This is a genomic window from Nocardia sp. NPDC055165 (genome assembly GCF_053606985.1).
In genome coordinates this window covers 109,060-131,519 of the sequence record NZ_JBSGSS010000002.1, presented here as the reverse complement: position 1 = coordinate 131,519, position 22,460 = coordinate 109,060, and the positions used below count along the sequence as shown (strand labels likewise).

General features: G+C 68.3%; 17 protein-coding genes. 7 read left to right on the top strand and 10 right to left on the bottom strand.

Annotated features, from left to right (window positions below; genetic code table 11):
* Positions 1-81: 81 nt before the first annotated feature.
* The gene (locus ACWFRF_RS04590; RefSeq protein WP_452448929.1) at positions 82-1,446 is read right to left on the bottom strand and encodes an NtaA/DmoA family FMN-dependent monooxygenase; all 1,365 of its coding nucleotides are present in this window, start codon (positions 1,444-1,446) and stop codon (positions 82-84) included.
* A 10-nt stretch (positions 1,447-1,456) separates the two neighbouring features.
* Positions 1,457-2,665, bottom strand: a complete 1,209-nt coding sequence (locus tag ACWFRF_RS04585; protein ID WP_378990332.1) for an LLM class flavin-dependent oxidoreductase — start codon at positions 2,663-2,665, stop codon at positions 1,457-1,459.
* A 454-nt stretch (positions 2,666-3,119) separates the two neighbouring features.
* On the opposite strand from ACWFRF_RS04585, the gene ACWFRF_RS04580 reads away from it, so the two are divergent.
* The 3 genes from ACWFRF_RS04580 to ACWFRF_RS04570 are packed head-to-tail and all read left to right on the top strand — an operon-like array spanning position 3,120 to position 6,530.
* Positions 3,120-4,190 (top strand): acyl-CoA dehydrogenase family protein, encoded by a 1,071-nt coding sequence (locus tag ACWFRF_RS04580; protein ID WP_452448928.1) that lies wholly within the window; start codon positions 3,120-3,122, stop codon positions 4,188-4,190.
* 25 nt (positions 4,191-4,215) lie between these two features.
* Positions 4,216-5,277, top strand: a complete 1,062-nt coding sequence (locus ACWFRF_RS04575) for an LLM class flavin-dependent oxidoreductase (RefSeq protein ID WP_452448927.1) — start codon at positions 4,216-4,218, stop codon at positions 5,275-5,277.
* Positions 5,274-6,530 (top strand): MFS transporter, encoded by a 1,257-nt coding sequence (locus ACWFRF_RS04570; protein ID WP_379314677.1) that lies wholly within the window; start codon positions 5,274-5,276, stop codon positions 6,528-6,530. Before ACWFRF_RS04575 ends, ACWFRF_RS04570 begins: the two co-directional genes overlap by 4 nt.
* 64 nt (positions 6,531-6,594) lie before the next feature.
* Here the strand turns inward: ACWFRF_RS04570 and ACWFRF_RS04565 are convergent, their stop codons facing one another.
* The 8 genes from ACWFRF_RS04565 to ACWFRF_RS04530 all read right to left on the bottom strand — a co-directional run bounded on the left by ACWFRF_RS04565 (position 6,595) and on the right by ACWFRF_RS04530 (position 16,965).
* The gene (locus tag ACWFRF_RS04565; RefSeq protein ID WP_452448926.1) at positions 6,595-7,929 is read right to left on the bottom strand and encodes an NtaA/DmoA family FMN-dependent monooxygenase; all 1,335 of its coding nucleotides are present in this window, start codon (positions 7,927-7,929) and stop codon (positions 6,595-6,597) included.
* Between the two features lie 93 nt (positions 7,930-8,022).
* On the bottom strand, positions 8,023-9,054 hold the full coding sequence (locus ACWFRF_RS04560) for an aldo/keto reductase (protein ID WP_449961547.1): 1,032 nt from the start codon (positions 9,052-9,054) through the stop codon (positions 8,023-8,025).
* Positions 9,055-9,076: 22 nt separating this feature from the next.
* Positions 9,077-10,453 carry an acyl-CoA dehydrogenase family protein gene (locus tag ACWFRF_RS04555; RefSeq protein WP_452448925.1) on the bottom strand — a complete coding sequence of 459 codons (1,377 nt, stop codon included), beginning with the start codon at positions 10,451-10,453 and terminating at the stop codon, positions 9,077-9,079.
* A complete protein-coding gene (locus ACWFRF_RS04550) occupies positions 10,450-11,751 on the bottom strand; it encodes an acyl-CoA dehydrogenase family protein (RefSeq protein ID WP_452448924.1) in 1,302 nt (433 codons plus the stop codon). The genes ACWFRF_RS04555 and ACWFRF_RS04550 overlap by 4 nt, the downstream gene beginning before the upstream one ends.
* Positions 11,748-13,400, bottom strand: a complete 1,653-nt coding sequence (locus ACWFRF_RS04545; RefSeq protein WP_452448923.1) for a dipeptide ABC transporter ATP-binding protein — start codon at positions 13,398-13,400, stop codon at positions 11,748-11,750. Before ACWFRF_RS04545 ends, ACWFRF_RS04550 begins: the two co-directional genes overlap by 4 nt.
* A complete protein-coding gene (locus ACWFRF_RS04540; protein WP_452448922.1) occupies positions 13,397-14,281 on the bottom strand; it encodes an ABC transporter permease in 885 nt (294 codons plus the stop codon). The genes ACWFRF_RS04545 and ACWFRF_RS04540 overlap by 4 nt, the downstream gene beginning before the upstream one ends.
* On the bottom strand, positions 14,278-15,321 hold the full coding sequence (locus ACWFRF_RS04535) for an ABC transporter permease (protein WP_452448921.1): 1,044 nt from the start codon (positions 15,319-15,321) through the stop codon (positions 14,278-14,280). Before ACWFRF_RS04535 ends, ACWFRF_RS04540 begins: the two co-directional genes overlap by 4 nt.
* Positions 15,322-15,330: 9 nt before the next feature.
* Positions 15,331-16,965 (bottom strand): ABC transporter substrate-binding protein, encoded by a 1,635-nt coding sequence (locus tag ACWFRF_RS04530; protein WP_452448920.1) that lies wholly within the window; start codon positions 16,963-16,965, stop codon positions 15,331-15,333.
* Between the two features lie 219 nt (positions 16,966-17,184).
* Between ACWFRF_RS04530 and ACWFRF_RS04525 the strand changes: the two genes are divergently transcribed.
* Genes ACWFRF_RS04525 through ACWFRF_RS04510 form a run of 4 tightly spaced genes read left to right on the top strand, consistent with a single transcriptional unit; the run spans position 17,185 to position 22,432 of the window.
* Positions 17,185-18,840 (top strand): ABC transporter substrate-binding protein, encoded by a 1,656-nt coding sequence (locus ACWFRF_RS04525; RefSeq protein WP_387448232.1) that lies wholly within the window; start codon positions 17,185-17,187, stop codon positions 18,838-18,840.
* Positions 18,841-18,843: 3 nt separating this feature from the next.
* On the top strand, positions 18,844-19,797 hold the full coding sequence (locus ACWFRF_RS04520) for an ABC transporter permease (protein WP_452448919.1): 954 nt from the start codon (positions 18,844-18,846) through the stop codon (positions 19,795-19,797).
* Positions 19,794-20,657 carry an ABC transporter permease gene (locus ACWFRF_RS04515; RefSeq protein WP_452448918.1) on the top strand — a complete coding sequence of 288 codons (864 nt, stop codon included), beginning with the start codon at positions 19,794-19,796 and terminating at the stop codon, positions 20,655-20,657. The genes ACWFRF_RS04520 and ACWFRF_RS04515 overlap by 4 nt, the downstream gene beginning before the upstream one ends.
* A complete protein-coding gene (locus tag ACWFRF_RS04510; RefSeq protein ID WP_452448917.1) occupies positions 20,654-22,432 on the top strand; it encodes a dipeptide ABC transporter ATP-binding protein in 1,779 nt (592 codons plus the stop codon). Before ACWFRF_RS04515 ends, ACWFRF_RS04510 begins: the two co-directional genes overlap by 4 nt.
* The last annotated feature ends 28 nt before the right edge of the window (positions 22,433-22,460 follow it).

Genomic DNA, 22,460 nt, shown 5'->3' with positions numbered 1-22,460 from the left:
CTGTGTCGAAGTCCTCTCCGGCCGGGTGCGGGACGGTCTGCTGTGGGCATCGGAACGAGATACCCACAGCAGCACCATCACTCAGGCATCGACGGATACGGTGGCCGATCGGAGGTCGGGCAGGCCGAGGTTGTCTCGCAGGGTGGTTCCGGTGTACTCGGTGCGGAGGGCGCCGCGGTCTTGGAGCAGCGGGACCACGCGGTCGACGAATTCGTCCAGGCCGGTCGGGACGAGGTGGGAACCGAGGATGAAACCATCGGAGCCATCGCTGCTGACGAAATCGTCGATCTTCTCCGCGACCCGGGCCGGTGTTCCGACGATCGGACCGCGCTCGAACTGGTCGATCACCGTTTCGCGCAGGGTCAGCTTCTTGGCCTCGGAGACCTCGCGCAACCGTTTGACCGTGGCGAAACGGTCCTGGTGCAGGAAGGCGCGGCCCTGGATGAACGGCGCCGCGTCGGGATCGGGCTCGATATCGGGGATCGGGCCCTCCGGGTCGTAGCCGGACAGGTCCCGGTTCCAGATCTGTTCGAGCAGGATCAGCGCGGTCTGTCCGGTGACCTGTTCGTTGCGGACGGCGTGGTACTTCTCGATCGCCTCGGCTTCGGTGTCGCCGAGGACGAAACTCGCCGACGGCAGGATCTTGATGTCGTCGGGCGAGCGCCCGGCCGCTACCGCGCGAGCCTTGATGTCGCGATAGAAGTCCGCGGCCTCGGGAAGCTTGCCGTAGGGGGAGAAGATGGCGTCGGCATTGGCCGCGGCGAAATCGCGTCCCTGCGGTGAGACGCCGGCTTGCAGGATCACCGGCCTGCCCTGTGGGCTGCGCGGCACCGTGAACCGGCCGGAGATGTCGAACTGCCGGCCACGGAACTCGAACGCACCGACATCGGGCCGGGCCAGGAATCGTCCGCTGTCCTTGTCGGCGACGATATCGTCGACGTTCCACGAATCCCACAGGGCTCGAACAGCATTCAATGTCTCCTCGGCCCGCACGTACCGGTCGGCCGGGTCGAGGAAGCCGCCACGCCGGAAGTTCTGCCCGGTGAACGCGTCGAAGGACGTGACCACGTTCCAGGCGGCGCGGCCGCCGGAGAGGTGATCGAGAGTGGCGAACTGCCGAGCGAGTTCGTAGGGCTCGTTGAACGTGGCGTTGATGGTGCCCGCGAGGCCGAGGTGCTCGGTGACCGAGGCGATGGCGGCCAGCACGCCGAAGGTGTCGGGACGGCCGATGATGTCCTGGTCGAAGATCTGGCCCGCACGTTCACGCAGGATGAGACCTTCGGCGAGGAAGAAGAAGTCGAACTTGCCGCGTTCGGCGGTGCGCGCGGTGTGTTCGAAGGAGCTGAAATCGATCTGGCTGCCCGCCTGCGGGTGCCACCAGGCGGTGTGATGGTTGACGCCGCCGAGGTAGGCGCCGAGGATGACCTGCTTGCGGGGTGTACTCATCGGTGGGACCTCACACTCTGGCGTAACGGTTGGGCACGGTGGTCGACAGGCCGAGCAGTCCGCGCAGGGAACCCTCGGGGTAGCTGGTGCGGAACAATCCGCGATGCTGCAGGGCGGGCACGAGTCGGCCCGCGATCGCGGCCAGGTCATCGACCGCGACACCGGGACGCAGCCGGAACCCGTCGACACCCTGGGCGTCCCAGTCGGCGAGCAGATCGGCGAGTTCCTCGGCGCTACCGGTGAAAATGGCCGCGTCGGAGGAGAATTCGGCACCGGACTGGTCGTTGAGCCGGGCCAGGCGTTGCGCGCCGGTGTCCTCGTCGGAGTCGAGGAAGACGACCAGGTCGGCGTAGACCCGCAGCGGTTCGCCCACCCTGGTCGCGGCGGCGGTCGCGACCTGTCGCAGAATCTCGGCCGGTCCGTGCTCGCGTGTGGGTGTGACGAAGACGAGATCGGCTGCCGCGGCGGCGAATTCGTAGATGCGGGTGGCGTGGCCGAGTGCTGTGACCACCGGCTGACCTTGCGGTGGGCGCGGGGTGATGGCGGGACCGCGGACGCTGAAGAAGCGGCCTTCGAAGTCGATGTAGTGCAGTTTGTCGCGGTCGATGAAGCGGCGGGCGGCGACGTCGCGGATCTCGGCGCCGTCCTCCCAGCTGTCCCACAGGCGCCGCACCACCTCGACGGCGTCGGTGGCCTCTTCGAACAGTGCTTCGGCGTGTTCGGGGAGCTTGCCGGTCGCGATGATGTCGGCGAACTCGGCGGGCGTGGGGTCGGTGACCTCGCGGCGCCCGAAGTGCTGGGCTTCCTCGGCGCCTGCCGAGACTCGGACCTGCCAGCCCGCGCGGCCGCGGGAGGTGTAGTCGAGGGTGGCGATGGCGGTGGAGACGTGGAACGGCTCGGTGTGGGTGGTCGTCACCGTGGGGATGAGACCGAGGTGGCGGGTGATCGGGGCGAGCGTCGCGGCGATGAGATGCGCGTCGAGCCGGGCGCGGACCTGGTCTACGGCATCGTCGTCGCGGGTGTGCAGCGGACCGGGCACACGCAGGCTGTCCTCGATCGTGACGAAGTCGAGCAGACCACGCTCGGCGGTGCCGACCAGGTCGGCCCAGTATCGGGCGCTGAACAATTCGGTGGGCCGCGAGTTCGGTGCTCGCCAGGCGGCCGGGTGCCAGCCCGCGCCGTCGAGCGCGACACCCAGGTGCAGTGGGTTCGGTGCCATCGTCTGCCATTTCTGTTCGGTGAACGGTGCCTGGTGCAACGCCCGATGCCGGGCACCGGGTTGTCGGCCGGATCCGAGCGGCGCGGTCGCAGTACGGGGCGCAGCGATGTCGGCAACGATCACCGGTGGTCAGCGGGGCGGCTGGGTGAATACGACCGGTCCGCTGCGGCGACGTCAACCATTGAATTCAGCCCGATCGACAGGAAATAGGCTGTCGCCCTGCGGATCGCTGATCGCCGCGCACCGATCGCGCGAGGATGGAGGACTGCCGCATCGTTGCCCGCGGCGGTGTCCACCGGCAGATCCTTGTTTGCTGACGCGTCGCACAGACTTCTCGCTCTGCGGGAATTTATCTCCGCTTGCCTCCTGTCCGCGCAGGTAGAGGCCGGTGCTGCTCGGTACACAGCGGGGTAGACACAGGCTTTCGCTCGCTGTGCGGGTCGATACTTTCGACGTGAACGCAGCGCACGACAACGCGAACGACGAATTCCTCGTCCGAGTGCGCGACTACGCCGAGCAGGTGTTGCGACCCGCCGCACTGTCGACGGACCGCACCGGGGTGCTCGCGGATCGGATCGACGAACTGGGCGGCCTCGGTCTGCTCAATCATCTCGCGCCCACCGAATTCGGTGGTCTCGCGATCGACCGCGACACCGACCGCCGCGTGCACGAGATCATCGCGGGCGCCTGCTTCAACACCTGGCTGGTCTGGGCACAGCACGCGCCGCTGGCCGGGCGCATCGCCGCGGCAGGTGCCCCGGTATCGGCGCTGGCCGCACAGATTCTGCGCGGTGAGCTGCTGCTCGGTGCCGGAGTCAGCGATGTGCGGCGGTTCCCCGATCACTATGTCGTGGCACGTAAGGCTGCCGATGGCTGGACCTTCGACGGCACCCTGTCCTGGGTCAGCGGGTGGGGCCTCAACTCGGCGCTGACGGTGGCCGCCGTGGAACCCGACACCGAAACCGTGGTCACCGCGCTCGTTCCGGTCGGGCCACGAACCCGCAGCACCGGACCGCTGGCACTCGGTGCGGTCGCGGGTAGCCGAACGGCCCGCGTGCACCTGGACGAAGTCTTCGTCCCCGACGAAAACGTTCTCACCACACAGAGTCTCGACCAAGCGCGCATCGACGACACCGGCACCGCGAGCGACGCGCGCGCCCACCACTTCGGCCTCGCCGAGACGATCCTGACCGAGCTGGAGCGCAGCACGGTGCCGCTGGCCGCCGATGTCGCGGCGACCTGGCGCCCACGCGTCGCCGAAATCCGTTCCACCGCGTACGCGCTCGCTGACGAAGCCACGGCCGCGGGCACCGGACCGCATCGCCTCGATGAGCGCCTGGCCACCAAAGTCGCCAGCGGAGAGGCACTCTCGGCGATCAGCCGCGCGCTGCTCATCGCCAGATCCGGCCGTGGCCTCAGCGGCGACGACACCGCGCAACTACACGCCCGCTCCGTCCTCTTCGTCCTGGTCCAGGGCCAGACCACCGATGTCCGTCGCGCCCAGCTCGCTGCGCTGGCCCGCTGATCACCACCGAACGGAACCACCGAACATGAGTCTCGAATTCCTCTGGTACATCCCCAATCAGGTCACGCCGGGTCACCGCGGCGAGCCTGTGGCCGCCGACCACAACAGCCTGGACACGCTGACCACGCAGGCGAAGGCGCTGGAGGCACACGGTTGGAAGGGCGCGCTGCTCGGCACCGGCTGGGGCCGCCCCGACACCCTCACCGTCGCCGCCGCGCTGGCGGCCAGAACCGAGTTTTTCGAGCCCCTCATCGCGATCCGGCCCGGCTATTGGCGCCCAGCGAACTTCGCCTCCGCCGCGGCCACCCTCGATCACCTCTCCGGTGGTCGGGTGCGGGTGAACATCGTCTCCGGTAAGGACGACCTGGCCGCCTACGGTGACAGCGAGGGCGACCAGGCCGACCGCTACGCCCGCACCAAGGAGTTCCTCCAGCTCGTCCGCAAGCTGTGGACCGAGGAGAACGTCACCTACCGCGGCGAGCACTTCCAGGTCACCGACTCCACGGTGGTGCCCCGCATCGAGCCGCGAGGCGACCGCCGTCATCCGACCCTGTACTTCGGTGGCGCCTCCGAGGCCGCGGAACGGGTCGCCGCGACCGAGGCAGATGTCCAGTTGTTCTGGGGTGAGCCGCTGGAAGGGGTACGTGAGCGCATCGAACGATTGCGCGCGCTGAGCGCCGAACTGGGCCGGGAGCACGCGCCGCTCGAATTCGGCTTGCGCATCACGACTTTCGTCCGCGACACCACCGAGCAGGCGTGGGCCGATGCCGAGGCCAAGGTCGCGGAGATGGCGAAGAACAGCCAGGGTGGGTCGAATCCGCACCGTCGCACCGCCGTCGGTCAACAGCGTCTGCTCGACCTGGCCGCACGCGGCGAGGTGCTCGACGACAATCTCTACACCGCGCCGGGCAAATACGGTGGGGGCGGCGCGGGTACCACCTGGTTGGTCGGTTCCGCCGAGGATGTCGCCAAGTCGCTGCGCAAATACCGCGATCTCGGCATCACCCACTTCGTGCTGTCCGACACCCCGTACCTTCGCGAGATCGAGCGTCAGGGTTCCCAGCTGCTGCCGTTGCTCGGGGAGTGAGTGCCGCCGCCGTCCTGACCGTCGACCCGGTGCGCAGTCGACGGTTCCGGCTCATCGCGGTCTTCGCGGTGACCCAGACCGTCGGCTACGGCGCGATGATCCAGGCGTTCACCGTGCTGCTGGTCCCGATGTCGCAGGCCCTGGCGGTCTCACGCACCGAAATCGCGGCCGCTGCCACCATTTCCACGCTGATCGGGGCGTTGGCCGCGGTGCCGGTGGGCAATCTGCTCGACCGCTACGGTGGGCGGGCGTTGATGACGGCGGGCTCGGCGCTCGGCGTCGGCGCGGTTCTGCTGTGGTCGCAGGCGCAGAGCCTGGCCCAGCTGTACGCGGCGTTCACACTGATCGGGTTGGCACTGGCCACCTCCACCTACGAGGCCGCGTTCGCCGTTCTCGTGGTGGCCACCGAACCCGAACACCGGGATTCGGCGATCGTCGCGGTGACCACGGTCGTCGGACTGGCCACCAGCCTGTACTACTTCTTCGCGGGCTGGCTCGAAACGCAACTCGGTTGGCGCACAACACTGGTGGTGCTGGCGATCGGTTTCGCGGTGATCGTGGTGCCCGCGCACCTGTGGGCGGTGCCGGGCCGGGCAGCGCACACCAGCCGGGTCGCGCAACGCACCGGCGTCCGCCTCGGTGACGCGCTCCGCGACCGCAAATTCTGGTTGCTGGTGGTCTCTTTCGTCGCCCAGAGCGGATCCACCTCGGCCTTTCTGCTGATGATGGTCACCTACTTCCGCGACATCGGCTATTCGCCCGTGTCCGCCGCCGCCCTCCCGATTGCTGTCGGCGTCACCCAGATCGCCGCCCGCCTGGCCCTGGCCCCGTTGGCTCGCCGCTTCGGGATGACCAGCGTGACAGGGGTTTCCTTCGCCCTCCAGGGGGCGGGATTGCTGGCGCTACCGCTGGCAGGCACCTCACTGCCGCTCACGCTGGCCTGCATCGTCGCCTTCAGCACCGGCTACGGCACCAGCGTGATCGCGCGCCCGTCGATCGTCGCCGACAGTTTCGGCGTCCCCCAGTTCGCCGGGATCCTCGCCGTGATGACGGTCCCGATCGCGCTGTCGCGTGCGGGCGCTCCCTTGGCCGCCACCTGGCTCGGTGACTGGCGATTCCTGGTTGTCATCGGACTCGCCGCCCTTCTCGCCGCGATCGCGCTGATTCCCCTGTCGCGCACACCGCCGGTAGACCACCCACCGGTTCCGCCTCAGGACGCGGTCACCGGACCCAACTGCGGCGCGACCCCGTAACGGACCGGCGGCGAAACGGCCGCCCCGCTCGAAGGTGAGTGGGGCGGCCGTTGGACTGTGGTGATTACGCGGGCAGGCTCTCCGCCGCGCGGTCCCCCGGGAAGGGGAGACCGAAGCGGGCGCGCAATGTCGGTGCGGAGTAATCCTTTTGGAACAGCCCACGCTCCTGAAGGATCGGCACCACCAGTGTCGCGAAATTCTCCAGGTCGACGGCGGTCTCGGCGGGCATGATGGTGAAGCCGTCGGCGGTGCCCGCGTCGAACCAGGACGCGAGATCGTCGGCGACCTGCTCGGCCGAGCCGACCAGGAGGCGGTGGCCGGAGCCGCCGGCGCCCTGCTGGATCAACTCGCGCGGAGTACGCGGTCCCTCCGCGATGAGCGCGCGGGTGGAGATGCTGAACCCCGTCGAGAACGCACCGGCCGGAACGGCGTCGGGAAGATCGTCGACGCTGATCGGATCATCGGGGCCGAAAGAGTCCGCGGGCAGGCCGAGGTTACCCAGCAGTGCGGCAGTGAGCCGCTCGATCGGCAGCAGATCGTAGAGCTCCTGCTCGCGCCGACGCGCCTCGTCCTCAGTCGCCGCGACCAGCACCACCACGCCGAGCGAGATCTTCACATCGTCGCGATGACGACCGGCCGCGGCCGCGCGCTGCCGGATGTCGTTGCGGAACGCGACCGCCTTGGCCTTGGTCTGGGCGACGGTGAACACGACATCGGCGAAGTCACCCGCCAACTTGAGCCCGCCCTCGGACCCGCCGGCCTGCACGACCACCGGTCGACCCTGCGGGCCCGGAGCCACCGGCAGCGGCCCGGCGACCGAGAAGAACTCGCCCTCGTGATCGATGCGATGGATCTTGCCGGTGTCGGCGTAGCGACCGGTCGACTTGTCCGCGATCAGCCAGTCCGGCTCCCAGCTGTCCCACAGTCGGGTGACTACGTCGAGGAACTCCCAGGCCCGCCGGTACCTGGTCTCCTTCTCCGGATGATCGGTCAGGCCGAAATTCGCTGCGGCTGCCGGTGTTCCGGTGGTCACGATATTGACCGCCGCCCGCCCCTTCGTCACGTGATCGAGCGCCTGGAACCGCCGCGCGAGGTTGTAGGGGGAGTTGTAGGTGGTCGACGAGGTGATCACGACACCGAGATGCTCGGTCACCGCCGCGACGCTGCCGAGCAGGACGAGCGGATCGATCCCGGTGCCGGGCGCCTCCTCGATCTCCCCGCGCAGGGCAGGACCGTCACCGAGGAAGACCGCGTCGATCTTGGCGGCCTCGGCGATCTTCGCCAGACGCTGGAAGTAGTCGATGTCGAGGTAGGCGAGCGGGTCGGCATGATCGAGTCGCCAAGCCTGGCGGAAGTGTCCCGGTGTCATCAGGGACAGGTTCAAGTGGAATCCGGACATGGTCGGTGCCTTCTGGTGCGGTCGGTGAGACAGGAGACGCCGATGACGTGAGCGGTTCTCGGCCACGTCATCGGCGTCGTGTTCGGGTAGGAATCAGAGCTTCAGGCCGGTGCCGTGGACACCGTGCTCCTCGATGAGGGCGAGTTCCTCGGCGGTGAAGTCGGGGAAGTCCAGTGCGGCGGTGTTGTGGTCGAGCTGGGCCACCGAACTCGCCCCGATCAGTGCCGAGGTGACTTCGGGACGGCGCAGCACCCACTGCAGGGCCAGCTGGGCCAGCGACTGCCCGCGCGCGGCGGCGATCTTGTTCAGCTCGGCGGTGCGCTGCCGGTAGGTCTCGTCGATGACATCGGGGGACAGGAACGTGCTGTTCTGCGCGCGAGCACCCTCGGGGATGGTCTCGAGGTACTTGTCGGTGAGCAGACCCTGGGCCAGCGGCGAGTAGACGATCACGCCGAACCCGTCCTGGGTCGCGGTGTCGAGCAGACCGTTCTGCTCGGGGCGGCGATCGTAGATCGAGTAGCGGGCCTGGTGGATCAGCAGCGGGACACCGGCGGCGCGCAGCTGCTCGGCGATTTCGTGGGTACGGTCGGGCAGGTAGTTGGAGATGCCGACGTAGAGCGCCTTGCCCTGCTGTACCGCGCTGACCAGTGCGCCCACGGTCTCCTCGAGCGGAGTGTCGAGGTCGGGGCTGTGGTGGTAGAAGATGTCGACGTAGTCGGTGCCGAGATCGCGCAGGCTGTGCTCGAGGGAGTTCAGGATCGACTTGCGCGAGCCGCCGCGCAGGTACGGGCTCGGCCCGATCGCGTTGCCCGCCTTGGTGGACAGCACGATCTCGTCGCGGTACGGCGCGAGGTCCTTGGCGAGCACCCGGCCGAAGTTCTTCTGCGCGGCGCGGTGCGGGGGACCGTAGCGGTCGGCGTTGTCGAAGTGGGTGATGCCCAGATCGAAGGCATGCAGGATGATCTCGCGCTGGGTGGCGAAGGCGTAGTCGGTGCCGAACTTCTGCCACAGCCCGAAGGAGAAGGCGGGCAGGTCGAGGCCGGAGGTACCGGTTCGCCGGTACGGGACCTTCTCGTAGCGGTCTTCCGCGGCGGTGTAGGTGCGGTCGAAGGGGCCGTAGCTCATCAGGGATCTTTCTCTCGGTGGATCAGAACAGACCGGTGGTCGGGGGTTGTTCGCCCGTCAAGTGAAACGCGCCTGCGACGGCTTGCTTCCATTGGCGGGGGTTGTGGTTGGCGGCGGTGCGGGCATTGCGCCAGTGCCGGTCGAAGCCGAGGGCGCGGTCGGTGATCGACCCGCCACCCACGTCGAAGACGAGTTCGGCTGCGGCGAGCGCGGATTCGATGGCGATCACGCCCGCCTGGGCCACCTCGACCGCCGCCGCCGCACCCGCAGCGCGGGCATCGTCGCCGGTGCGCCCGCGGACGCCCTCGAGGGTTTCGGCGGCCAGCAGGACCACCGCGCGCGCCGCCTGGGCGCGGGCGGCGATCTCGCCGACGGTCTGGCGGACATAGGGATCGTCGAGGCTGCTGGTAGCGGTGCTGTGTTTGATCGGGCGGGCCTTCTCCCGCACGTAGGCGACGGCGTCGTCACGGGCTCGCGCGGCGATACCCGCCTGCACGGCGGCCAGATACAGCTGGGCGTAGGAGCCCTGCCACGGATTGTCGGGTTCGGTCGCCGGCGCCGGGATGATCTCGTCGGCGCTCACTCGCACCCCGGTGAACCGGGTGGTCCCGCTGGCGGTGAGGCGCTGGCCGACCGCGTCGAAGTCGTCGAGTCGTCGCACCCCCGCGCGATCCACCGGCACGGTGAACCGCAGCACGGTCTCGTCCTCGGTCTGTGCCTGCGTGGAGAACCAGTTCGCGTACAGCCCACCGGTCGAGTAGTACTTCTCGCCGTCGATCACCCAGTCCACGCCGTCAGGGCGGGCGGTCGCGTTGACCTGCCCGCTGGCACCGCCCGTGCGTTCATTGCTGGTGCCCGCGAACAGGTCTCGGTCGCGTAGCCGTTGCAGCGTCTGCTCCCGGTGCGGCAGGTCAGGTCTGCCCGCCACCTGGTTCGCGGTCAGAAAACTGCTCCGCAATGCCTGCGCCACACTGGAATCGGCCCGCGCGATCTCGATCACCAGGTCGCTGACCTCGCGCAGCGACCCGCCCGCCCCGCCCTCTGCGGTGGCGATGCCGGTCAAGGCGATCCCTGTCTCGGCGAGCCCGCGCACCTGTGCGAAGGCGTAGTCGCGGTCGATCTCGCGTTGCCGCGCCGTCTCGGCGAGCTGCCGCAGGATCGGCGCCGCGGCGGCTCGGATGCCCGCCACCGTGAGCGGATGGTCGGGCCTTGCCGACGGGGCACGCTGTGGTGTCTCTGCGATTTCGATATCCGGCGCGGTGCCCTGAGTCGGGCCGATCGGCAGGCTACCGCTGCTGATACCCGGCACGGCGTCGAGTACCGGGAGAGAGGACGCGGCCGGTGCTGAACCGGTCGCGCCGGGTTCGAACAGGGGTGCCGATTGGTCGACGGCGGTCATCGCGCGCCGTTCTGCGCGGCGTCGGCTGCCGCGGTCGCCTCGCCGTTGGTCGCGGCGACGGTGGCGTCCGGTGTGACCACCGAGGGGCGCTGCCGGTAGTAGCCCGGCACCGGCGCGTTGCCGTTGACAAGGAAGTCGCCGAGCACGCGCGGCTTGTAGATGACCGGGTTGTGCGAGGCGAGGGTGCGGGCATTGCGCCAATGCCGGTCCAGATGCACGCTGTTGCGGATCGTGGAGGACCCGCCCGCGTCGAAAGCCCTTGTCGCGGCATCGAGTACGGCCTCGATCACCGCGATCTGCGCGGCGGAGGCATCGAGGTAGGCCCGGGTGTAGGCGGCCTCGTCCCCGGCGGCGTGCGCGGCCTCGAGTTGCTCGGCGGCGTGCCGCAACAGGGTTTCGGCGGTGAGCCTGCGGGCTTCGAGAAGGCCGATCACCGACAGGACGTCGGGATCTTCGGTGGCGCGCTGGGTGAGCGCGTGCAGACTGGTGCGGGTGCGACCGCGCACGATCTCCGCCGTCTCGGCGACGATGCTCCGCGCGATCCCGGTCAGATTCGCCAGGTGCACGATCTGGACGAAGGAATCCAGACCGCGCAAGGACTCCTTGTACCGGCCGATATCGCCGTGCTCCTCGACCGGCACATCCTCGAAATAGGTCGTGCCGCTGCCGGTTTGACGCTGACCGATACCGTCCCAGTCGTCGGCGTGGGTGACGCCGGGGTGCCGGGCCGGGATCACCACGAAACCGCGGGTGCCCTCGTCGTCGACCACGGCCGCGCGGATGTAGTCGGCGAATCGCGCGCCCGTCGAGTAGAACTTGGTGCCCGAGACCCCGCGCACGCCGTCCTCGCCCACCCGGGCGCGCGTGGTGGTCACGCCCCAGCCCGCGGATTCGCCCACCGCTTCGGCGACCAGTGCCGAGGGCTCGGACTGCGCGTTGCCGAACACCGCGCCCGCACCGACCGCCCGGAACCAGTGCTCGCGCACCACCGGATCGGTTTCGGCGCGCAGGATCTCGGTGGTGGTGAAATGCCCGCGCCAGATCTGCGGAATATTGGAATCGGCCTGCCCCGCCTCGGCCAGCAGCCCGAACAGCGTCGGCAGGTCGACATCGAAACCGCCGTACTCCACCGGCACCCGCAATCGGCCGAAGCCCGCGTCGGCCAGCGCCTGGATCAGCGCGTCGGGGTGCTCGAAGGCGAGGTCGCGCTCGCCCGTGCCCGGGACGAACTCGGTCAGGATCGACCGGATGCGGGGGAGTGCCTCGGCCAGGGTGGCGGGCGCGATGGTGGTGGTCATGACAGTCCTCCGATGAGGTCGCGGCCGGCGATCGCGTCGAGCAGACGCACGGTGTAATCGTCGGCGGGAGAGGAGAAGACCTGGTCCACGGTGCCTTGTTCGACGATGCGGCCTTCGCGCATCACCGCGACACGATCGGAGATCGCGCGCACCACGGCCAGGTCGTGAGAGATGAAGACGTAGGTGAGCCCGCGTTCTTCCTGCAGGCCGCGCAGCAGGTCGAGGATCTGCGCCGCGACCGAGACGTCCAGCGCCGAGATGGGCTCGTCGAGCACGATCACCTTCGGCTCGAGCACCAGCGCGCGAGCGATGGCCACCCGCTGACGTTGCCCGCCCGACAATTCGCGCGGATGCCGGTCGACGAAATCGGCGGGCAGGGCGGCGGCCTCGAGCGCGGCCACCACCCGATCCCGATTCGGCCTGCCGCGGCGCAGCCCACGGCGCGGCTCGAACGAGCGCAGCGGCTCGTCCACCACGTCGTAGACGTCGAAGCGCGGATCGAACGAGGAATACGGGTTCTGGTACACGATCTGCACGTCGCGGCGCAGCGGACGGAACTCCCGGCGGCTCAGCCGGGTGATGTCGGTACCGAGCAGTGTGACCCGACCCGAGTCCGCCTCGGTGAGCCCGGTGAGCACCCGCGCCGTCGTCGACTTCCCGCTGCCGGATTCGCCCACGATGGAATAGGTTTCGCCGCGTCGCACCCGGAACGAGATGCCGTCGACGGCGGGTACGCCGCCGTAGTCCTTGCGCAGCTCGTCGACCTCGATGACCGTCTCGGTGCCGACCGCGACCGGCGTGCGGTCGCGGACCCACGGCCGCCGCGACGGCACGCTGTCGAGCAGTCGCCGGGTGTAGGCGTGCTGCGGGTCGGCGACCAGCTGCGCGGTCGGCCCGAACTCGACCAGCTCGCCCTGGTGCAGCACGCCGATCAGGTCGGAGCGATCGGCGGCCACGCCGAGATCGTGGGTCACCAGCACCACGCTGGTCCCCGTGCGCTGCCGGACTTCGTCGAGCAGGTCGAGCACCTGTTTCTGCACCGTCGCGTCCAGCGCCGAGGTCGGCTCGTCGGCGATGATCAGATCCGGTTCGGCCGCGACCGCGGCGGCGATGAGTACCCGCTGGCGCATACCGCCCGAGAGTTCGTGCGGGTACTGGCGATAGCGGCGCTCGACGTCGGTGAAGCCGACCAGTTCGAACAGTTCGTGCACGCGTTCGCGGCGAGCGTCGGCATCGAGCTCGGTGTGCAGCCGCAGCACATCCTCGACCTGGTGTCCGACCCGGCGCACCGGGTCGAGCGAGACCGTCGGATCCTGCGGGATCAGGCTGATCGCGCGCCCCCGGATCGCGCGCCACCCTTTCGCGCTCAGCTCGGTGAGGACCTGGTCGCGGAAGGTGATGGTGCCGCCGGTGACCTCGCCGTTGCCGGGCAGCAGCCCGAGCACGGCGTGGGCGGTGGTGGTCTTGCCCGAACCGGACTCGCCGACCAGCGCCAGCACGGTGCCGGGCGGGACGTCGAAGGAGACGTCGCGCACCACCGGGGAGACCCGGTCGTCCACCCGGTAGCCCACGCGCAGGTTCGCTACGCGCAGCACCGGCCGCACCTCGACTGCTTTTGTAGGCGTTGATATTTCGTGGACGACGCTCATACGGAGCCCCTCCTGGAGAGATGGCGGGACAGGTGATTGGTCGCCAGCACCATCACCACGATGGTGAGCCCCGGCCACAGCGTCAGCCAGCCGCGTGTGGCGATGTAGTTGCGCCCGTCGGAGACCAGCCGGCCCCATTCCGGGTCCGGCGGCTGCGCACCGAGCCCGAGGAAGCTCAGCGAGGCGATCCAGATGATCGCGATGCCGAACTGCACGGTGACCAGCGAGACGGTCGGCGCGATCGAATTGGGGATCACGTGTCGCAGGAGAATCGCGCCGGTCGAGGCCCCGCTGGTGGTGGCCGCCTCGACGTAGGTGCTCGTGCGGGCCTTGACCACCTCCGAGCGGATGAGTCGCGCGAAGGTCGCCGACGAGGTGAGCCCGACCGCGATCCCCGCCTGCCACACTCCGAAACCGAGCAGCACCACGATGGTGATGGCCAGCAGGAAGCCAGGAATCGACAGCACCACGTCGATGAGCCGCATCACCGCGCTGTCGGGGAACCCGGCGAACCAGCCCGCGACCGCGCCGAGCAGGGAGCCGACGAGCACACCGACACCGACGGCGATCGCCGAGCCCAACAGTGAGGCCCGCGCGCCGTAGACGATGCGCGCGTAGAGATCCCGGCCGAGCTGATCGGTGCCGAACCAGTGTTCGCCCGAGGGCGGCTTCAGCTTCTGGGCCGGATTCACCGCGAGCGGGTCGTAACCGGTGAACAGCTGCGGCACGATCGCCCACGCCAGGATGGTGACGACCACCAGCAATGCCAGCGCGACCGTCCAGTGCCGACGGGTCCATCGCAGCGCGGACCATGCCCGAACCGCAGGGTTCGTCGAATCAGGCTGGGCCGGAACAGCTTCGATCTTGTCGAGTGTCGTCATGGCATCGCCACCTCGGCAGGCAGTCGACGCGGCACCGCCGCGACGACCGGAACGGAGACGGTGGCCTGCTTGCGTACTGCCGACCGCGACCGGGTGACCCGGTGCGTGCGACCGTCCACCAGCACCCGCGGATCGATGAACGGATAGGCCAGGTCCACCGCGAGATTCACCAGCACATAGGCCAGCGTCGAGAGCAACACCACGCCCTGCACCACCGGCAGGTCCTGGGTGTCGACCGCGCCGACGGTGAGCTGGCCGATGCCCTGACGCGCGTACACCGACTCGGTCACCACCGCACCGGCGATCAGCTCACCGAAGGCCAGCCCGAGCAGCGTGAGCACCGGCAGCGACGAATTGCGCAGCACATCCTTGCGGAAGATGTAGCCCTCGCCCGCGCCCCTGGCCGCCACCACGTGCACGAACGGTCGCTGCCGGGTCGTGCGCACCGAGGTGGCGAACACCTGGGCCAGTGGTGCGGCCACGATCAGCCCCAATGTCGCGGCGGGCGCGATGAGCGCGAGCACCGTGCCGTCGTCGACCGAGGGGATCAGGTGCCAGCGGAACGAAAGATATTGCAGCACCAGCACACCGACCACGAAGGTGGGAACCGAGGCGAACAGCGCGGGCGCGGAATCGAAGACGCCGCGCAGCCACGTCCACGGCGCGTAGTTGGCTGCCACCGCGACGACACCGGCGAAGATCAGCCCGAACACCAGGCCGAGTCCGGTCAGGGTCAGTGTCGAGGGCAGCGCCTCGGTGACCGCGTGCGTCACCGGCCTTCCCGAGGTGAGCGAGAAACCGAGGTCACCGTGCAGCAGGGCCCACAGCGCGTGCAGGTACTGCTCCCAGACCGGCCGGTCGAGCCCGTAGAACTCGAGCATCAACCGGCCCGCCTCCGGCGTGATCTGCGCTTCCGGGTTCTGGATGCGGTTGTTCACCGAATCCCCGGGCAGCGCGCTGAGCAAGATGAACGACAGGGTGTAGGCGGCCCAGAGGACCAGTACCGCCTGTACCAGCCGCCGCAGAACGTAGATGCGCATCGCCGGCTCCTACCCGGTGATCCAGGTGTCGTAGAGCCAGGTGCGGGCCGTGGACTCGGTGGTGAAACCGTGCACGGTCGGCGCCAGGCCGAACACCTGGGTCTCGTCGTAGAGCGGAATGGCGTAGCCCTCGCCGAAGACCCGGTCCTCGACCGCCTGGATGGCCTTGGTCCGCGCGGCCGGGTCGAACTCGAAGGCCTGCGCGCGCACCAACTCGTCGAGCTTCGCGTCCGGCACGGGCGCGAAGAACTCGTTCTGTGCGGTGCTGTCGAACGCGGTGCGCAGGACGTCGGCCTCGGCGCGCGAGGTCTGGCCCTGCACCAGCGCCCAGTTGTCGGGACGGGAATTGCGGATCGACTCGTATTCGGTCTGCGACACGGTGTGGATCACCAGATCGACGCCTGCCTTCTTCCACTGGGACTGCAGTAGTTCCAGCACCGGCTGCGACACCTGGTAGAACGGTGCCACCCAGACCTCGAACTGCAGGCGCTTGCCGTCCTTGGCCCGGATGCCGTCGCCACCCTTCTTCCAGCCCGCGCCCTCGAGCAGCGAGTTGGCCTTGTTCAGGTCGTAGCCGAGGTACTTGCTCGCGTCGCCGCGGTTGGGAGTGTCCTTGACCAGGATGCTGTTCGGGATCGGGTAGCTCGGCGAGAGCACTGTCTCGTTGATCTCCTTGCGATCGGTGGCGGCCTGCAACGCCAGGCGCACGTCCTTCTCCACGATCGGCGTGGCCGAATCCAGTTGCACCGACAGCTTGTTGGTCTGGCCCTGCACTGCGAACGCCTCGATCCGGCCACCGTTGGCGGTCACCGTCTCCTCGTCGTAGGGGCTGATGTTGCGCGCGATGTGCGCCTCACCCGACTGCAGCGCACCGACCCTGGTCCCGGCTTCCGGCACGGTCTTGAAGACCACCCGCTCCAGGTAGGCCTTGCCCTGGTGGCCCGAACCCGTCGGCGCCCAGTTGTAGTCCTCGCGCCGCTTCAGGGTGATGCCGGTGTTGCCGGTGACCGACTCCACCACGAACGGACCGGACCCGATCCAGTTCTTGGCCTGACTCTGCCCGTTGAGATCCCGCTCCAGGAACGGCTTGGCCAGAATGGACCCGGCCCGGTAGAACGAAGCCACCTGCAGGAAACCGGCATTGGGCTTGGTGAAGGCCACCTCGACGGTCAGCGGATCGATCACGGTCGAAGCCTGGTAGTCGGAGAAGAATCGGTCCGGCGGAATGCCGAGTGCCTTGTCGCCGAGAGCGTGCTGGTCGTAGTTGGCTTTCACGACCGCCGCATCGAGCGGGTCACCGTTGCTGAACGTGACTCCCGCGCGCAAGCGGAAGGTGTACTTCAGCTTGTCGGGGCTGACCTCCCACGACGCGGCCAGCCAGGGCTTGATCTCCCCGGTCTCGGGATCCTGCCAGGTCAGGCGCTCGGCGAGATTGTTGGCGACCTGACTGTTGGACCAGATCGAGTTGACCGGCGTCCACGCTGTGTACTCGATGGGATCGTAGAAGTTCAGCGTGCCACCGAAAACCGGGTCGCCTGCCGCCTCGTTCTGCGACGACGGCCCACCACACGCGGCCAGCACGGTGGCGAGGGCGATGGCCGCGGTACCGGTGGCCAGGAGTCGACGGAATCGAATATTCCTCATGTGGTCGTGGGTCTTTCGTCGGAGCGGACTGTGTTGCTTACACTCCGGAGGTTAAGTCCGCGACCGTCACATTCCGCGATTTCGGATCGCCAAGAATGCCTACACCATTATTCAAGTTTCGCTTCACGATCGGGTGGCGTGCTCGATTCACTAAAACTGAACAAATCACGAAGTGCAACTTGGTTGTTCGCGGACTTGTCGTTGTGCAGACTTCGCGAAATGTCATCGAAAAGATTCTCCGCGGCGACGGTGCTCGTGGCCGTCACCCTCGTCGCCTCCGTGCTGACGGGCTGCGCGGCCTCGGGTAACCGGGTCGCGGGCAGCGACGACGCGGGCCCGCCGGTCGCCGGTGGGACCTTGCGTTTCGCCGTGCTCGACGCACCCGCCAACCTCGACCCGCATTCGGGCAGCTCGTATCCGGAGTCGCTCATCACGAGCAACATCACCGACAAATTGACCTACCAGAATCCCGAAACCGGGGCCATCGAACCGTGGCTGGCCAAATCCTGGGATATCAACCCGGAACTGACCGAATTCACCTTCCGGCTCCGCGACGACGTCACCTTCACCGACGGTTCGAAATTCACCGCCGATTCGGTGAAAGAGAATTTCGACCTGCTCGGATTCGGTGACAAGGCGCTGGGCATCGTGCCGGTGACCGCGTACTGGGTCGGCTACACCAGCACCACGGTGCTCGACCCGGCGACGGTCAAGGTCGTCTTCAATCGACCGAACGCCGGCTTCCTCCAGGCACTTTCGCTGTACTTCTCCGGCATCGTCGGTCACTCGACCCTGCAGCTGACCAAAGAGCAGCGCGCGCTGGCGCAGAATCTGGTGACCACGGGTCCGTTTGTCGTCGCCGAGCACGTCTACCAGCAGAAAACGGTGCTGAAGAAGCGTCCCGGATACAACTGGGCGCCCGCCAGCCGCAAACACAACGGCGAGGCCTACCTCGACGCCGTGGAGATCTCGGTGATTCCCGAAGCCGCGGTCCGCACCGGTGCGCTGCGCGCGGGTCAGGTCGACGCGATCCTCGACGTCAACAACACCGACGAGGCGCCGCTGAAAGCCGAGGGCTACCGGATCGTGCCGCAGTTGATTCCCGGGCGCGATATCTCCTTCGACCTCAAGACCGACCGGTTCCCGACCGACGACCGTGCCGTGCGGGAGGCGGTGAAGCTGGGCTGGAACCGCGACGCGCTCGCCAAGACGGTGCTCACCTCGAGCTACAAGGTGTCGAGCTCGGTGATCTCCTCTCGCGTGCCCGGCCACGTCGACTTCTCCGCGGAACTGAAGCAGGACCGGACCAAGGCCGAACAGATCCTCGAATCAGCGGGGTGGAAGAAGGGCTCCGACGGTATCCGGGTGGACGCGCAGGGCCGCCGACTCGAACTCGCCCTGCTCGGCATCAACAACCTGGTCAACAACAAGCCCGCCTACGAACTGATCCAGCAGGATCTGCGCAAGATCGGCATCGACCTGAAACTCGACGTGCTGCCGATCCCGGACTACACCGCCGCCGCCACCCAGCAGAAACGCTGGAACATCCAGGTGGCCAACCAGAGTCGCGCCGATGTGGCGGTGCTCGAGCAGGTGTACTCGCCGCAGTACACCAACTCCTCGAAGCTGGCGCCGGAGAACCCGCTCTACCAGCAGGCGATCGACAAGCTCAGCGCGGTGAGCAAGACCCTCGACCCGGGCAAGCGCGCCGAGGCCGCCGAGGCGGCGCAGCGGTTCCTGCTCGTGGATCAGGTGCTCACCGTGCCGGTGTACAACCCGGCGCAGGTGACCGCGGCATCCCCGCGGGTGCACAACGTGGGCTATGAAGCGCAGTCGCGCAACGTCTTCTACGACACCTGGATCGAGCCGAGGTAACCGATGTCGCGCTATGTGCTCGCCAAGCTGGGGCAGGCGGTGTTCGTGGTGTGGGGCGCCTACACCCTCACCTTCGTACTGCTGTTCGTGCTGCCCTACGACGCGGTCGACTTCCTGTTCGACCCGTCGCAGGGCGACTTGATCTCCGAGGAGGACAAACAGAACTCACGGGAGTACTTCGGCCTGGATCAGCAACTGGTCGGGCAGTACACGCACCGGCTGTTCGCCGCGCTGACCGGTGATTTCGGGGTCTCGACCCGCACCGGTGAGCAGGTGTGGCCGCTGATCGTGTCGGTGCTGCCGCACACTGCCCTGCTGGCGGGCGCCGCGCTGGTCCTCGCCGTCGCGCTGGCCTTCGCCGTCGCCGCCACCGCGGGCTACACCCGCACCAGATGGGTCGCCGACCTGGTCGCGACCCTGCCCGCGGCGGGGGTGTCGGTGCCGGTGTTCCTGGTGGGACTCGCACTGCTGCAGGTGTTCTCGTTCCAGCTGGGCTGGTTCCCGCCGATCGGCAACGAAGGCTTCGGCGCGCTGGTGTTGCCCGCGGTGACGTTGGCGATACCGGTGTCGGCGCCGATCGCGCAGCTGCTGATCAAGAACTTCGACGCCGAACTGCACGCCGGGTATGTCACGGTGTCGGTGGCCAAGGGCGCGACGCGGCTGTGGGTGTTGGTACGGGAGGTATTGAAGAACGCCGCCCTGCCCGCGCTCACGATCGCCGGTGTCACCTTCGGCAACCTGCTCGCCGGCGCGGTGATCGTCGAAACCGTGTTCTCCCGTGCGGGATTGGGCCGCTTGACCGAGACGGCGGTGCGCACCCAGGACGTGCCGCTGGTGCAGGCGGTGGTGGTGTTCGCCGCGCTGGTGTTCGTCACGGTGAACTTCCTCGTCGATCTCGTCTATCCGCTGGCGGATCCGCGGCTGCGGTCCCGTGTGCGAGCAAGGACCTCCGCATGACCGTCCTCGACAACGACGTCCGTACCGCACCGACGGTTCCCGATCGCGTGCGCACCGCGACCGCGGCGATCACCGCCGCGCCGGGGCTGACCCTGGCGTGGCTGGTGATCGCCACCGTGCTCGCCTGGGCGCTCGTCCCGTCCCTGTTCACGAAATACGCACCCTTGGAAGGTGATTCGGACGCAAGCTTCAGCGCGCCGAGTCTCGAGCACCTGTTCGGCACCGATCGCCTCGGCCGCGATCTGCTCGCCCGCACCATTTACGGCACCTCGACCACACTCACCGCGACCCTGCTCGCGGTGGCCTTGGGGTTCGTGATCGGGTCGGCGATCGGGCTGCTCAGCGGGTTTCTCGGGGGCCGGGTCGACGCGGTGATCATGCGCTTCGTCGACGTCCTGCTGGCCATCCCGAGCCTGCTGCTGGCCATGACCGTGGTCACCGCGCTGGGCTACGGCACAGTGAATATCGCTGTCGCCGTCGGCATCTCGGCGGTGGCGGCGTTCGCGCGGGTGATGCGCTCGGAGGTGCTCAAGGTCGCGGGCACCGACTACGTCGAGGCGGCGTACGGGTCCGGGGCCGGTTTCGGACGGGTCGTGGTGCGGCACGTGCTGCCGAACTCGGTCTCGGCGGTGCTGTCACTGGCCGCGCTCGAATGCGGCACGGCGGTGCTGGCCGTGGCGGCGCTGGGCTTCCTCGGCTACGGCGCACCGCCGCCGGACCCGGAATGGGGCCTCGCGGTCTCCGAGGGCAGGGACTTTCTGGCCACCTACCCGTGGATCTCGCTGCTGCCCGGCATCGTGATCGCCGTGGTCGTGCTGTCCACCAATCGAATCGGGCGAGCGTTGGGAGAGAAGCGATGAGCGAGAAGGAAACCCTGCTGCGGATCGAGGACCTGTCCGTGCGCTACCGCGTCCGCGGCGCGGACGGGCAGGCCGCGGTCGACGGTGTGTCGCTGACGGTGGGCCGGGGCGAATTCGTCTCGATCGTGGGCGAATCCGGGTCCGGCAAGAGCACCACCATCCATGCCGCGCTGCATCTGTTGCCCCCATCGGCGCGGGTCGAGGCCACGGCACTGGCGTTGAACGGGCACGACACCGCGTCCTGGAACGACCGTAAACTCGCCCGATTGCGCGGCCCGTTCGTCGGTTTCGTGCCCCAGGACCCCGGCACCTCGCTGAACCCGGTCAAACGGGTCGGCACCCAGGTGCTCGAGGCATTGCGACTGCACCGGCGCGTCGAATCCGGGCCGGGGCGCGACCTCGCGGTGGCGAAACTGGCCACGGCGGGATTGCGCGAGCCGGAACGGGTGTACCGGCAGTACCCGCACGAACTGTCCGGCGGCATGAAACAGCGGGTGCTCATCGCTATCGCGCTGGCCAACGACCCCGCGCTGCTGGTGGCCGACGAGCCGACCTCGGCCCTGGATGTCACCGTGCAGAAGGTGATCCTCGACCACCTCGCCCACCTGCGCGACACCCTCGGCCTCGGTGTTCTGCTGGTCACCCACGACCTGGGCGTGGCCGCCGAACGATCCGACCGCCTGATCGTGATGCAGCACGGCCGCATCGTCGAAGAGGGCCCGGCCGGCCGCATCCTGGCCGATCCCCGACACGACTACACGCGCCGACTGGTCGCGGCGGCGCCCACCCAGCAGAGCACCCGCCTGACGAGCACCGAGCCCCGTATCGAACCAGGTGGCCCGTCCGTCTGCGGCCCGGCGTCGGTTCCCGGAGAATCGGTTTCGTCGACAGGGACCGGATCGTCGGCCGTGCGTGCGCGGTCGGCAGCGACGGCCATCAGCTCGTCGCCGCGCCGGGCGACGCCTGTGCCGAAAGCGACCAGGCCACTGCTCGAGGTCCGGGAACTGACCAAGACCTTCGCGCACGGTGGTGTGCGCGCGGTCGACAACGTCTCCCTGGCCGTCCGCGCGGGAACAACGCACGCGCTGGTGGGGGAATCAGGGGCGGGCAAGTCGACCGTCGCCCGAATTGCCGCGGGCTTCACTTCACCGGACTCGGGGCAGGTGTGGTTCGACGGCGCCCGCATCGACGGGCTCTCACGCGGGAAACTTCGTCCGATCCGTCGCGAGATCCAGTTCGTATATCAGAACCCGTATTCGTCGCTCGACCCGAAGTTCACCGTGGAGCAGATCATCGCCGAACCGCTCGTCGCACTCGGCCTGCTCCCGCGTGGGCCACGACGCAGCGATCGGGTGCGCGAACTGCTCGACGAGGTCGCCCTGTCGCGAGAGCATTTGGCGCGCAAGCCTGCCGAACTCTCGGGTGGTCAGCGTCAACGCGTCGCTGTGGCCCGCGCGCTCGCCGCCGGACCGCGCGTGCTGGTCCTCGACGAGGCGGTCTCGGCTCTCGATGTCTCGGTGCAGGCGCAGATCCTGCGTTTGCTGGTCGATCTCCAGCATCAGCAGGGCCTGACGTACCTGTTCATCACCCACGACCTGGGTGTGGTGCGGCTGGTCGCGGACGAGGTGACGGTGATGCGCGCGGGTTCGGTGGTCGAATCCGGTGCTGTCACCGATGTTTTCGAGAACCCCACCCAGGACTACACCCGACGGCTGCTCGAAGCGGTACCGGTCGGTACGGGCACGCCCGTCGCCGTCGACGCCGTGGTGGCGTGATCAGCGAAGCGAAGCTGCACAGAATCGC